The sequence below is a fragment of the Zwartia lucis genome (genome assembly GCF_965234455.1).
GTDB lineage: Bacteria > Pseudomonadota > Gammaproteobacteria > Burkholderiales > Burkholderiaceae_B > Zwartia > Zwartia lucis.
This window is the reverse complement of the sequence record NZ_OZ248473.1, coordinates 253,362-265,880: the sequence shown is the minus strand read 5'-3', so window position 1 is coordinate 265,880 and position 12,519 is coordinate 253,362. Positions and strand designations below refer to the sequence as shown.

The 12,519-nt window shown below is 52.8% G+C and carries 12 protein-coding genes and 2 tRNA genes; 4 read left to right on the top strand and 10 right to left on the bottom strand.

What is annotated here, in order from left to right; translation table 11 throughout:
* Window positions 1-22 precede the first annotated feature (22 nt).
* From AC8GE9_RS07650 to AC8GE9_RS07625, 6 genes are all read right to left on the bottom strand, one after another.
* Complete coding sequence (locus AC8GE9_RS07650) at window positions 23-325, bottom strand: urease subunit gamma (protein WP_506676565.1); 303 nt, start codon at window positions 323-325, stop codon at window positions 23-25.
* 14 nt (window positions 326-339) lie between these two features.
* Window positions 340-1,233, bottom strand: a complete 894-nt coding sequence (locus tag AC8GE9_RS07645) for an urease accessory protein UreD (RefSeq protein WP_506676564.1) — start codon at window positions 1,231-1,233, stop codon at window positions 340-342.
* Window positions 1,234-1,394: 161 nt separating this feature from the next.
* Window positions 1,395-2,549 (bottom strand): NlpB/DapX family lipoprotein, encoded by a 1,155-nt coding sequence (gene bamC / locus AC8GE9_RS07640; RefSeq protein ID WP_506676563.1) that lies wholly within the window; start codon window positions 2,547-2,549, stop codon window positions 1,395-1,397.
* Between the two features lies 1 nt (window position 2,550).
* Complete coding sequence (dapA, locus tag AC8GE9_RS07635; RefSeq protein ID WP_506676562.1) at window positions 2,551-3,456, bottom strand: 4-hydroxy-tetrahydrodipicolinate synthase; 906 nt, start codon at window positions 3,454-3,456, stop codon at window positions 2,551-2,553.
* A gap of 79 nt (window positions 3,457-3,535) precedes the next feature.
* Complete coding sequence (locus AC8GE9_RS07630) at window positions 3,536-4,183, bottom strand: site-2 protease family protein (RefSeq protein ID WP_506676561.1); 648 nt, start codon at window positions 4,181-4,183, stop codon at window positions 3,536-3,538.
* Window positions 4,184-4,218: 35 nt separating this feature from the next.
* The gene (locus AC8GE9_RS07625) at window positions 4,219-4,845 is read right to left on the bottom strand and encodes an L-threonylcarbamoyladenylate synthase (protein WP_506676560.1); all 627 of its coding nucleotides are present in this window, start codon (window positions 4,843-4,845) and stop codon (window positions 4,219-4,221) included.
* A gap of 42 nt (window positions 4,846-4,887) precedes the next feature.
* Here AC8GE9_RS07625 and AC8GE9_RS07620 point away from each other — a divergent pair.
* Window positions 4,888-4,964 (top strand) — tRNA-Arg (locus AC8GE9_RS07620).
* A gap of 24 nt (window positions 4,965-4,988) precedes the next feature.
* The gene (locus AC8GE9_RS07615) at window positions 4,989-6,497 is read left to right on the top strand and encodes a hypothetical protein (RefSeq protein WP_506676559.1); all 1,509 of its coding nucleotides are present in this window, start codon (window positions 4,989-4,991) and stop codon (window positions 6,495-6,497) included.
* Window positions 6,498-6,502: 5 nt separating this feature from the next.
* Here AC8GE9_RS07615 and AC8GE9_RS07610 read toward each other — a convergent pair whose 3' ends face one another.
* Complete coding sequence (locus AC8GE9_RS07610) at window positions 6,503-7,327, bottom strand: peptidylprolyl isomerase (RefSeq protein ID WP_506676558.1); 825 nt, start codon at window positions 7,325-7,327, stop codon at window positions 6,503-6,505.
* A 175-nt stretch (window positions 7,328-7,502) separates the two neighbouring features.
* Between AC8GE9_RS07610 and AC8GE9_RS07605 the strand changes: the two genes are divergently transcribed.
* Window positions 7,503-8,273 (top strand): ABC transporter substrate-binding protein, encoded by a 771-nt coding sequence (locus AC8GE9_RS07605; RefSeq protein WP_506676557.1) that lies wholly within the window; start codon window positions 7,503-7,505, stop codon window positions 8,271-8,273.
* A gap of 10 nt (window positions 8,274-8,283) precedes the next feature.
* Here the strand turns inward: AC8GE9_RS07605 and cls are convergent, their stop codons facing one another.
* A complete protein-coding gene (cls, locus tag AC8GE9_RS07600) occupies window positions 8,284-9,741 on the bottom strand; it encodes a cardiolipin synthase (RefSeq protein ID WP_506676556.1) in 1,458 nt (485 codons plus the stop codon).
* Window positions 9,742-9,822: 81 nt separating this feature from the next.
* Here cls and AC8GE9_RS07595 point away from each other — a divergent pair.
* Window positions 9,823-9,898: transfer RNA gene (locus AC8GE9_RS07595), tRNA-His, on the top strand.
* A gap of 72 nt (window positions 9,899-9,970) precedes the next feature.
* Here AC8GE9_RS07595 and AC8GE9_RS07590 read toward each other — a convergent pair.
* Together AC8GE9_RS07590 and araD are read right to left on the bottom strand one after the other, a co-directional pair.
* Window positions 9,971-10,690 (bottom strand): ribonuclease activity regulator RraA, encoded by a 720-nt coding sequence (locus AC8GE9_RS07590; protein WP_506676555.1) that lies wholly within the window; start codon window positions 10,688-10,690, stop codon window positions 9,971-9,973.
* Window positions 10,691-10,725: 35 nt separating this feature from the next.
* Entirely contained in the window at window positions 10,726-12,480 is a 1,755-nt protein-coding gene (araD, locus tag AC8GE9_RS07585; RefSeq protein WP_506676554.1) for an L-arabinonate dehydratase, read from the bottom strand.
* Between the last annotated feature and the right edge of the window lie 39 nt (window positions 12,481-12,519).

The window sequence follows — 12,519 nt, the reverse complement described above, 5'->3', positions numbered from 1 at the left end:
GCGTTATTTGCATGTCCGCTCCTCACTGAATAGGTTGGTGAACCGTGACAAGTTTGGTGCCATCGGGAAACGTAGCTTCGACCTGAATGTCCGGGATCATTTCAGCGATACCCTCCATGACGTCTGCGCGCGTCAAAATACTGCGGCCCTCGGCCATCAGTGTTGCGACCGTTTTGCCATCGCGTGCACCTTCCATGATCGCTGCGGTGATGAGGGCAATGGCTTCGGGCACATTGAGTTTCAAACCACGTGCTAGACGCCGTTCGGCAAGTAAAGCTGCTGTAAAAATCAGCAACTTATCTTTTTCTCTTGGGGTGAGATCCATAGAAACTCCTTTATTCAGGTAGCCCAAAGCCGAGGATTGAGGGCTGGGCGCTTTAAAACAATGGGTCGCAAGATGGTCCAGGCTTGTTCAAGCAAACCCTTGAGCTTTAAGGGCTCGACAAGCAAGCGTCCGACAAGTAACCGGGGATGCAACACGGTCCAGGAGAACGCAGGACTATGAGTACGGAGCGACTCCAACCGAGCCTCTGTCCAAGTATCTGGATCAGCCAGAATCGCCCAGAACGTTGCACAGGCATGCTGCCCTCTCAAGCCGATCGGGGAAGCAAACAAGGCATCCTCACCTTGGAGCACCATACGATCGTGCCAGACCAGTCCCTCGAACAAATGGATGCGCAGAGATTGCGCAAAACGACCGCTCTTGAAAGACTCGCCCGAAGCATGACGTCCAAAAATCAAATGATCCCACCCCAACATCGCGCCTGTAGCGCCGGCCTTGATCGTAATCTCAGATTCAACCAATGCACGATCAAAAACTATGGTTTCCTGTGGCAGCCACTCCAACTGTCCATCGAGGGTAATCTCTATTTTTTGCGTCGCGGGGACGGCCCCGTCCGTCCCATACCACTTAGCCGCCGATGGTGTGGTCACCAACCCCTGACTGCGCGCCTGACTCTGCACTTGCACCTCGAGGCGATCACCCCCTGCGATCCCGCCCGGTGGATGCACAATGATGGCATGGCAAAGTGCGGGGCCCTCTGGGTAAAGCGCCTTTTGAATGCGTAACGGTCCCAGATGCTGATGTTTTAGATTCGTTTGGAAAGACGCAGCTTCAGCCACAGTCGCAGTTGCAGTGACAGTTGCAGGCGCATGATTAACCGGTCTGACAAAAAAATCAAGATCAAGCCGAGCAAGCCATTCTTTGGGGCTGAAAGTCTCTATAGGGTGCATAACCTACTCTAAAGGGTGCATACCCTAAATACAAGCAAAAATGATGCCCGAATTCGATATTGCGCCTTATACCGTTCGCGGGGCTTGCACCAAAAAGAAACGCCCCAAAATGGGGCGAAAATTAAAGCAGGAAAGCACCAAGACGGTGCTTTGTGCTCCGTTTAGATTTTGTCTGCCAGAACGCCTAAGAGACGCTGGGCTGTTGCACTCGTATCACGCACTCCTTTTTCATCCAGGACGACAACTTCGGTCTGCGTACCCTTGGTCGTCAAACGAATTCGGTATGTAGGCGCCTTACCAGTGTTTTTTGCGCCAAACATGCGTGCCAAGAAGTGTGGATCTTCGCGCTTAATGCCTGTGTCTACGTCCACGTAACGGACATAGAACTCACCGGTCGATCGGTCGCGATCATCCACAGCAAAGCCACCCGAATCCAGTGCCACACCCACGCGGCGCCAGGCACGGTCAAAAGTTTCATTAATGATCAAGGCGGTTTTATCGCCACCCGGTCCCGTCGTGACCTGAGGCCCCTGTGGATCAGCGCTTGCCTGAGCGACTTTTTTACGCGCACCATCGACGTCTTCGCCCAGGAAAGCCATCATTCGAGCGAGCATCGCGGCATTTAGACCAGGGTCTTCTTTGCTAATGGTCCAACGGATCTCTGCAGCTGCGCCGCCAGAGGTCTGACCTCGTGCCTCCTCAGTCATGCGTTGATGTGTGATGTAGATCTCTGTTCGGTTGCCGTTACGCTCGATACGCGTGCGAAATTTGTCGCGCGTACCGCTGTCCCAAGCACCGGGAATCGCTTTACCGAGCATCTGACGAATCCAGCTATCTGGAATATTGGCGCGATTTTCCGCCCAGTTGGTCACGAGCAAGCCCGCTTTGGGATCAGTCACATCTAGAGTGAAACCCGTTTCAGTCCAGAAATCAGCCGCTGAGGAAAACGCGCGATCAGCCGGCATATCCACCGACAACCAGCGCAAATCACCATCGCGCATCACACGCATATCGGCGCGCGTTGGCAAGACCGCTGATTGGGCCGTCGATGCTTTGGCTGCAGGGCTTGCCTGTCCAGTCTGCTGAAACTGTGAAAAAGTCGTCGTGCCTGAGTCCGGTGCTCGGAAACGTGGGTCACTCGCAGCCTGAGTCATGTCGGGCGGAATGCTCAGAGGATCGGTTCGAACCACACTTTTGTAATCAACCGAGTCATCGCCACTGAGCATCTCGCGCACTGAGGCACAGCCGCTCAAGGTCAAGACTGAGACTAAAGCCATCACCATCAACGCATTTTTTTGACTCAATACACTTTTCATTTCAGAGCAACCCCGCCTCAACCATTGCAGCTCGCAAAGGAGCGTGAAACTGAGCACCTAACTCCACAAGCGGCAAACGGATGCCCGAGGGGATACGACCCATCTGCGTCAACGCCCACTTCACTGGAATCGGGTTACCTTCGACAAACAAAAGTTTGTTCAGAGGACCCAGCAAATTATTTAACTGCCTGACTTTTTGAACATCACCGGTCAGAGCAGCTTTGCACAAATCGCTCATCTGGCGCGGTGCGATGTTGGCTGTCACGGAAATATTGCCACGACCACCCAGCAAAATCAATGCAGCAGCTGTCGCATCGTCACCACTCAGAATTTGGAAATGCGCAGGCACATCACGGATCAACAGGGCACCTCGGCCAATATCACCTGTCGCGTCCTTGATGCCAATAATGCCTGGGATCTGCGCCAAGCGCAGGACTGTGTCATGTGACATATCCGCGACGGTACGACCCGGAACGTTATAGAGAATAGTGGGGAGATCGACCGCTTCTTGAATGGCTTTGAAGTGCTGATACATCCCTTCTTGGGAAGGCTTGTTGTAATAAGGCACCACCGATAAGCCTGCCTGCGCACCGACCTTGAGGGCATGCTCGGCCAAATGAATGGCTTCGCGCGTGGAGTTGGCGCCAACTCCTGCAATGATGGGGAGTCGTCCTGCCGCATGCTCGACTGCGACACGGATCAGTTCGGCGTGCTCGTCGACATTGACAGTGGGAGACTCGCCAGAAGTACCGACGATCACGAGACCATTTGTGCCCTCCTGAACATGCCAGTCCACCAAAGCTCGAAAGCTTTGATAGTCCAAACTGCCGTCAGGATGCATCGGAGTCACCAAGGCGGGCATGCTGCCTTGAAACTGGGGTCTGTTAGAAAATGAGTGCGTGGCCATAAAGGAAATCCAGAGCGCTGAACGGGGCGCGGTCGCGCCATTAATAAATTAAGTAAAAGTGTACCGGAATAGTGTGATCTTAGAGCACTAATCGAACCACCCATTCACCAAGGGACATGAGTGGGGCGATTAGGGTGCCAAGCAAGCCCGTTGCCAGCAATGCAATCACAATCCAAAGGCCGAAGGGTTCGATTCGGCCATACTGCCACGCCAATTGATTAGGGAGTAAGCTAAAAAGCATGCGTCCACCATCCAGAGGGAGAATCGGCAGTAGATTCAAGGCCATCAAGGTCAAGTTGATCTGGATTCCAATCTGAGCCATCTGAAACCAAAAACTACTTCGATCACCGGTCTCAAACAATAAGCGCAGGGAAATCCCCCACAGAATCGCCATGAACAGGTTGGCAGCGGGTCCGGCCAAGGCCACCCAGAGCATGTCTCGCTTGGGACGGCGAAGACGGCCAAAGTCTACGGGCACGGGCTTGGCCCACCCAAAGAGTAAAAACGGCCCGCCCACCAACTTTGACATCAATAAAATACCCACCGGCACAGCGATCGTGCCCACGGGATCGATATGTTTGATGGGATTAAGTGTGACACGGCCAAGCTGCGTGGCCGTTGGATCGCCAAACAACCTCGCGACATAGCCGTGGGCTGCCTCGTGTAAGGTGATGGCAAACATCACTGGCAAGGCATAAAGCGAGATGGTCTGAATAATTTCGTTCATGCGATGGATTGTAGAGGTTTATCGCACGTCAAATGCTAAGAGATCCCAAGAACTGCTGGATCGCCGCGGCCGCGTCGAATCAATTCGGGCGATGCGCCGGTCAAATCAATGACCGTCGTGGGCTCAAAAGGACACGCGCCCGCGTCGATCACCGCCGCCAACGCATGCTGAAAACGCGTACGAATATCCTCGGGTTCATTGAGTGGCAGCTCCTCGCCCTCAGGGATCAAGGTCGTTGACAACAAGGCCGCATCCACCATTTCCAAAAAAGCAAGCGTCACAGGGTGTCCCGGCACGCGAATGCCGATGGTTTTACGGGAAGGATGCGAAACGCGGCGAGGCACCTCGCGAGACGCCTCTAAAATGAAAGTCCACGGTCCGGGTGTGGCTTGTTTTAACAGGCGAAACTGGGAGTTATCGACCCGGGCGAACTGACTAATCGCCGTCATATCACGACACAAAATCGTCAAATGATGACGCTCGTCCAAGCCGCGCAACTTGCGCAAGGCCTCTGCGGCAGCCCGGTCATCAAGGCGTGCGACCACCGCATAACTTGAGTCAGTGGGGATCGCAACCAGACCGCCATTTTGCAAAAGCTGGGCCGCCTGCTTAAGCAGCCGAGGTTGCGGATTATCAGGATGAACGACAAAGAGTTGTGCCATAAAAACGCAGACCACATAGAAGAGTTAAACTAACGAAGCGTTGTCCCCGTAGCTCAATTGGATAGAGCACCCGCCTTCTAAGCGGGTGGTTGTGAGTTCGATTCTCGCCGGGGGCACCACCCTGTAAAGAGGTAGGCAAACAAATGAAATTCAAATTACTCTTGTTATTAACTATAACTTGTACGTTTGTTATTTCCTGTGGCGATGGCTCTGACAGCTACTCTAATAGTGGGGCGCCCGATACTACCAATACGTATACCTCATTAGCAACTCCGCTTCTCAATTACATCGCGGCAGATCAAGCTGTCACGACTTCCACTGCAAGTACCGTGAATACCAGCATCATTTTGGGTGCGGATTACTTTGCAACAACACCCTCAATCATGACGGCTAATTATGGTTTTGAAGGTTATATGGGAGTACCCAATCTGAATGGCACGGACTCTGCCGCTCAAGCTGCGGCCTACGCTGGCAATATCTCTTTTGAAAATATTGATCCGAGCCTGCAAGCGCCATCAAGAGCCTACTACTCCGCCTCAAGCACACAAAGTGTTTCAGCTATCTACGGAATTGATGCAACCGCCGGTGACACCATTCCTGTTGTGTTTAGTCATCCCATTTGGCCACCATCAATCAGCGCAGCAGCTTTTCAGGTCACCATGAATACTGGGACCGTTGTCACTCCTTTGTCTGCAAGTTTTCTACCTAATACAGAATACAACGAGAGACAAACTGTGGTGCTCATCGGTTATTGGGGAAATCGCATATTGCCTGGTAACCCTGATGCTGAGTATCCCGTTACAGTGAGTATTGTGGACTCACCCACAGAGTTAAAATTTATCACGCAAAAAGGGATAGTTTCTGCAGTGGGACTCAGCATAGAAAGTAAAAATCCATACGTAAGCGGAAACGGACCTAGAATTCTTGCAGCTAAATTAAACGTTTTCTCTAGTCTTGGAGAAAGCAATCCTAAGTGGTTAAATGCCTCCTACGCCAATAGTGGCTCGGATTTGTTTGGTTCTTCTGCGCAATACCGTCTACGTGTATATACCAGCGCAGGTTTTTCACCTGATGGTATTAGCAGTATTTTGCCGACTGACTTTAGTAAATTCTTCATTCTGGCGGCTAACGACTCTTCAGATAATACGGTGCAAATTACCCAAACTGGAGTGAGTTACCTCATCCCAGGTTACGGCAACATTATGGTATTGGGTATTGCAGACACGGGGCCATTACAGTCAACATACAATTTGGCCTACGTTGAGGATCATGACAATCAATACGACATTATTCTTTCAGGCGATGCTGCCGCTATTGCAAGACTCACCACGATCCGCATGCCATCTTCTGGAGCATATTCACCTGTCTTTAATCCGGGCGGGCCTGGTAATGATCCGTCGAGTAACCCAGCAGGTCCATTTACAGTCGCGAGCTCAGATCAAACGGTCAACGTTACCAATCATCTTCAAGATGGGGCTTATGTCACTTACGTCGAGATCGATGGTACGGTCGCCAGAAATGCTTTAGGCCAACCTGTTGGAGTATTGCAGGGCGTAGCCATCATCAATAACGCAACCCAATACACGGTGAATGCTTACGTAGATCCTGATGGCAAAAGATTTTACTCATCCTTCCCAGTTTCAAATAATTGATTTGATTATTGAATCTTAGCGCCCTCACGCAAGCGCTTGACGAAATCTGCACGCTGCTGCTGAAGCAAACCTTGACGAAGGTCGTTTTTGGCCTCGTTCAAGCCAGGGGGTTGATAGCTGCGCTGGTCTTCAAGTTTAATAATGTTCCAGCCCGCTTGTGTGCGAATGGGCGCGACCGCCACGCTGCCTTTTTTCAAATTCACCAGCACATTTGAAATCGCTGGCAAAATCTGTGCGGGCAATACCCAACCTACGTCACCGCCCTTTGCCTTGCTAGGATCAATCGAGGATTGCTCAGCAATTTTCTGAAATGACTCGCCTTTGTTCAGCCGCGCCAAAATGGCCTTGGCCTCGTCTTCGGTTGACGTGACGATCAGACCGACCTTGTATTGTTGCTGATCTTTCAGCGCTCCTATCATTCGGTCATACTCAGCTTTGATTTTGACGTCCGTGATGGGATTCTTTTTCATCATGTCGGTCAGCAACAGCTCTACCATCAAGGTCTGGCGCAGCTGAGCCAGTTGTGTCTTAGCCTCAGCGGTTTTATCAAGACCCAGTTTGGCAGCCTCTTGGGCCAAAATCTCGCGATTAATCAGCTCATCTTTGAGCAGCTGTCTCAACTCTGGTGTGTCACGCTGGCCTTGGGCGACGTTGGCGCGCACATTTTGCTCCATCAAGGATTCTGGAATGGCGATGCCATTCACCGTTGCCAAGGGGGCACTTGCGCTAGGGCTCGCAGCGGCACTGGCTTTGGGTTGCGCATGCGCAACAGTTCCTATCAACACAAAGGTCGCGCACAAGACAGACAACTGAGGGATGGGAAATTTCATCGTTTGAACCATTGGTAAGCTAAAGTTTATTTAGATATAGGACAATTCATTATAGGCGTAGAGCATTCACAGAAAAATAGGGCCTCCGAGCGGGTGCCTCACGAATGTCAAGCGCTTGCGATTCTGTTATGTTGACAAATAATCGCTATTAAAAGTCGTCTTTGGAGCAATTTGCATGACTACCATTTCACTCAACGCAGACCTCATCAAGGCTTTTGCTCCGACCGGAGTGCTGCGTGCCTCGCTCAACATCGGTAATCCCGTTCTTGCCAATCTGGATGCCCAGGGCAAACCTTTCGGGATCTCGATCGATCTGGCGCAGGCGCTAGGCAAAAAACTAGGGGTCCCGGTCGAGCTGATCGTCAACGAAACGGCGGGCAAGTCTGTCGTCACGGTTGAGTCTGGACGTGCCGATATCGGATTTTTTGCCGTCGACCCAGAGCGCGGCAAAGACATCGCGTTTACGGCCGCATACGTACTGATCGAGGGGTATTACCTCGTCCGCACGGACTCTCCGATTACGCATAACGAGCAAGTTGACGTGCCTGGCAACCGTGTCGTCGTCGGCAAAGGCAGTGCCTATGATTTGTTTCTGACCCGCCACCTCAAACAATCCCCTATCGTGCGCGCCTCGTCTTCGCAAACGGTCGTGCAAGACTTTTTGGCGCAGCAGCTTGAAGTCGCCGCGGGTGTCAAACAGCAACTCGAAGCGGACACCCAGAGCATGTTGGGCGTACGCATTCTTGGTGAGCGTTTTATGGTCATCAACCAAGCGATGGGCGTACCTAAAACAAAGGGGCCGGCTGCAGCGACTTTTTTGCGTACCTTTGTCGAGGAAATGAAAGCCACGGGCATGGTCAAAGACTCCATGACACGTCATGGCATTCAAGGCGCTGGGGTCGGTCATGCGGCAGACCCAAGCCAAGACCCTCTCGACCTTCTCTGAGTCTCGGGGCTTAAAGATAAGGCGAGGCCAGCCAAACCACCTTGTTTCGCAAGCGCATCCAAAATGGATCCCTGCGTAACGTGCGCAAGGTAATGCGCTCGGCGTGGGCGATGATGTCGTCCACCTTGGTCTCGATTTCTTTTGCTATCCCTCGATCATAGACCTCGAGATCAAGTTCAAAATTCAAGCGCAAACTTCGAGGATCGATATTGGATGACCCAATATAGGACCAACCACCATCGACGGTAAAAAGCTTGGAGTGATCAAAGGTTCCTGAAGCCCGCCAGACTCTGCAGCCTGTCTCGATGAGCTGATCGATCTGTGCCATCATCGCGGCGTTAACGAGTTTGAGGTTGTTGGCGCCTGGCACCACGATATCGACAATCACGCCACGCCTTGCCGTGGTCGACAGGGCCGCGATCAGGGCCACATCCGGCAGCAAATATGGTGACTGCATCCGCACATGCGTTTGCGCGACCGCGAGCGCCCCCAACAGCATATTGTGTGTGCTGGCCAAGGTCGCATCGGGCCCCGAAGGGACGCAGCGCAAAGCGACACCCGTTTCTTTGATTTCCACGGCGGCTGGGGCAAACCACACGTCGCCCGTGAGCTTTTCCGTGGTCGTAAACGCCCAATCATGCGCAAAATTCGTCATGAGCTGATACACAATCGGCCCACTGACCTGAAAGTGTGTGTCATGGGTGACAGCCTCTTTGGCGATCGCAGTGACAAAGCCTTCACGGATATTCATTCCACCCGTAAAGCCATGCAAGCCATCAATGACCAAGAGTTTTCTATGGCTGCGCAAATTGGCATAGACCAAGCGAATGCCAATGACCGGTTGCATGAATAACGCAGTATGCACACCGGCATTTCGTAGCAGTGCCGTAATAGGCGGATGTGAATACTTGGCACCAACAGCGTCTATCAATACCCGTACTTGCACTCCACGATGATGCGCATCGATGAGCGCTTGAGCTAATTCCTTGCCAACAATATCGTGATCAAAGATATAACTCTGCAGCGCGATCGAACGCTGCGCTTGCCGGATGGCCTCAAGCATGGCGGGATACGTCTCATCGCCTCCATTGAGCATCTTGATCTGGTTTGCGCCCAAGACCTTAAAGTCGCTGATGTGATCGCCTAGTTTTTTAAGCGAAGCAAACTGAGGACCCGACACGTCAACAACGTCATGCACTAGGACTTTGTCGATCAACTCCTGATCGTAGAGCGTGTGCGCACGTCTGGCAAACACGCGGTCCTTGCGAATCCGATTGATCCCCGCCACCAGATATAGAAAAGCACCCAAAATAGGCGAGAACAGGATCACACCCACCCAGGCAATCGCCGCACGAACATCTTTCTTGGTCATCGCAGCATGCACGGACGCCACGCTACTGGCGGCGATCGAAATCACAAACAGAAGATGAGGCCAATATTCAATCAGTATTTCTTCGAGCCGAGCCATAAGGAGCCACCTAGTTCATTAGAGAAATGCTGTTTCCGGATCACGTCAAACGCGCAAACATGATAGAATTTTGCTTCTGTGGTGGACGTAGCTCAGTTGGTAGAGTCCCAGATTGTGATTCTGGTTGTCGCGGGTTCGAGCCCCGTCGTTCACCCCAGTACAGATTTTCTTGGAAAGCCCTGCCTTTCAGGGCTTTTTAACTTTCCAATGCTTTTATACTACCAATGCTCTAACGCCCCACCTTCTTGCGCCACGCCTGAAAGTCCTCCGTTGTCTTAGGCTCTGTGTTGGGATACAAACCCAAGATCGACCGACCCGTCTTGACCGTTTCGGTCACAAAATCCTCAAACACTGTCATTTCAGTCGCCTCATTGGCCAACTCATCGGCCAGATGCGCGGGTAACACCAGCACACCATCGGCATCCCCAACGATCACATCGCCAGGAAACACGGGTGCGTCGCCGCAGGCGATAGGCACATTGATATCGATCGCCTGATGATGGGTCAGATTGGTAGGGGCAGAGGGTCGCTGATGATAGGCAGGAATCCCCAACTCAGCAATCTCCGCCGAATCCCGGAAACCGCCATCCGTCACCACACCCGCCGCGCCTCGAGCCATCAGGCGTCCGACCAAAATACCGCCGGCTGAAGCAGCTCGGGCATCCTTGCGGCTATCGATCACCATCACGGCACCTGCGGGGCACTCATCCACCGCTTTGCGCTGAGGGTGCGCGCGGTCTTTAAAAACCTCGATGCCATTCAAATCCTCACGCGCCGGGATATAGCGCAACGTGTAGGCCTCGCCCACCATATTTTGCTTGGCGAGCGAAAGTTTTTGCACATTTTGGATAAATTGCGAACGCAAGCCACGCTTGTACAAGCAAGTCGCCAACGTGGCAGTACTCACCGCCATCAGTTTGTCGCGTGTTGCCGCGGAAAGTTTGCTCATTGAATAAGTCTCTCTTGAGTGTCAGATTGAGTGTCTTAGTAAATATCGGGCTCTGAGACCGCTTTGCCAAAGTCCGTTCGCAAAAAGTCAAAATCGCAGCCCTCGTTAGCTTGCTGGATATGCTTGGAAAACATCCAACCATAGCCGCGCTCGTACTTGGGTTCGGGTGCTTTCCAGGCGGCTTTTCGGCGGGCGAGTTCCTCTTCGGATATATCAAGATTGATGGTGCGTGCGGGTACGTCGACGGAAATCATGTCGCCATTTTTCACGAGTGCAAGAGGCCCTCCGACAAAAGACTCGGGGGAGATATGTAAGACGCACGCGCCATAACTCGTACCGCTCATGCGGGAATCAGACATCCGCAACATGTCGCGCACCCCTTGCTTGAGCAGCTTTTTCGGCATGGGCAACATGCCCCACTCAGGCATACCGGGACCACCCTGAGGACCGGCGTTACGCAAAATCAACACATGGTCAGCCGTAACATCGAGATCGTCGCTGTCGATCACGGCCTTCATGGAGGGATAGTCGTCAAACACAAGCGCGGGTCCCGTGTGACGATGTAGGTGCGGTGGGCATGCGCTGGGCTTAATCACGCAACCATCCGGCGCTAGATTACCCTTGAGCACGGCCAGCGCGCCCTCGGCGTAAATAGGATTGTCGATCGGGCGAATCACGTCGTCGTTGAAGACGGCTGCGCCCTCGATATTTTCACCGAGCGTTTTGCCCGTGACCGTCATGGAGTCAAGATGCAAGTGCTGCTTGATGCGGGACATGAGACCGGGCAGGCCGCCGGCATAAAAGAAATCTTCCATCAAATATTGATCGCCACTCGGACGTACATTGGCGATCACCGGCACAAAACGACTAAAGCGATCAAAGTCTTCGAGTCCGATGTCACAGCCGGCGCGTTTGGCTTGCGCGATCACGTGGATGATGGCGTTGGTCGAACAGCCCATGGCCATGGCAACCACAATCGCATTTTCAAAGGCGGCATGGGTCTGAATTTTGTTGGGCGTCAGGTCTTCCCAGACCATGTCGACGATTCTGCGTCCCGACTCAGCGCTCATGCGTAAATGATTGGAGTCAGGCGCGGGGATCGAGGAGGCGCCTGGCAAGGTCATGCCCAACGCCTCGGCGATCGCTGTCATCGTGCTGGCCGTTCCCATGGTCATACACGTGCCATGGCTCCGCGCAATACCGCCTTCTATTTCAATCCACTCTTTTTGGTTGATCAAACCCGCACGTCGGTCGTCCCAAAATTTCCAGGCATCCGAACCAGAGCCCAACACCTTGCCTTGCCAGTTACCACGCAGCATCGGGCCTGCAGGCACGTAAATAGAAGGTAAGCCCGCACTCGTCGCACCCATCAGCAAGGCCGGCGTTGTTTTGTCGCAACCGCCCATCAGGACCGCACCATCGATCGGGTGGCAGCGTAATAATTCCTCGACATCCATCGCGAGCAAATTGCGATAAAGCATGGTGGTCGGTTTGACGTACTGCTCTGCGAGCGAAAGCGCGGGCAACTCGATCGGAAAACCTCCCGCCTGAAGTACGCCACGCTTGACGTCCTCGACACGGTGTTTAAAGTGGCTATGGCAGGGATTGATGTCAGACCACGTATTGATGATGCCGATCACGGGTTTACCGACCCAATCCTCGGGACCATAACCCATTTGCATCGCGCGCGAACGATGACCAAAAGAACGTAAGTCGTCAGGCGCGAACCAGCGTGCGCTACGCAGAGACTCAGGCGTTTTAACGTGCTTTGCGCTACTTTCCTTACTCATGGGTCAAACCCCTCCGTTTGTAACCAGATTTTTATGCCT

Coding starts and splice junctions, on each gene's coding strand:
- AC8GE9_RS07650 (WP_506676565.1), bottom strand. CDS start 325: ATGGATCTCACCCCAAGAGAAAAAGATAAGTTGCTGATTTTTACAGCA.
- AC8GE9_RS07645 (WP_506676564.1), bottom strand. CDS start 1,233: ATGCACCCTATAGAGACTTTCAGCCCCAAAGAATGGCTTGCTCGGCTT.
- bamC (WP_506676563.1), bottom strand. CDS start 2,549: ATGAAAAGTGTATTGAGTCAAAAAAATGCGTTGATGGTGATGGCTTTA.
- dapA (WP_506676562.1), bottom strand. CDS start 3,456: ATGGCCACGCACTCATTTTCTAACAGACCCCAGTTTCAAGGCAGCATG.
- AC8GE9_RS07630 (WP_506676561.1), bottom strand. CDS start 4,183: ATGAACGAAATTATTCAGACCATCTCGCTTTATGCCTTGCCAGTGATG.
- AC8GE9_RS07625 (WP_506676560.1), bottom strand. CDS start 4,845: ATGGCACAACTCTTTGTCGTTCATCCTGATAATCCGCAACCTCGGCTG.
- AC8GE9_RS07615 (WP_506676559.1), top strand. CDS start 4,989: ATGAAATTCAAATTACTCTTGTTATTAACTATAACTTGTACGTTTGTT.
- AC8GE9_RS07610 (WP_506676558.1), bottom strand. CDS start 7,327: ATGAAATTTCCCATCCCTCAGTTGTCTGTCTTGTGCGCGACCTTTGTG.
- AC8GE9_RS07605 (WP_506676557.1), top strand. CDS start 7,503: ATGACTACCATTTCACTCAACGCAGACCTCATCAAGGCTTTTGCTCCG.
- cls (WP_506676556.1), bottom strand. CDS start 9,741: ATGGCTCGGCTCGAAGAAATACTGATTGAATATTGGCCTCATCTTCTG.
- AC8GE9_RS07590 (WP_506676555.1), bottom strand. CDS start 10,690: ATGAGCAAACTTTCCGCGGCAACACGCGACAAACTGATGGCGGTGAGT.
- araD (WP_506676554.1), bottom strand. CDS start 12,480: ATGAGTAAGGAAAGTAGCGCAAAGCACGTTAAAACGCCTGAGTCTCTG.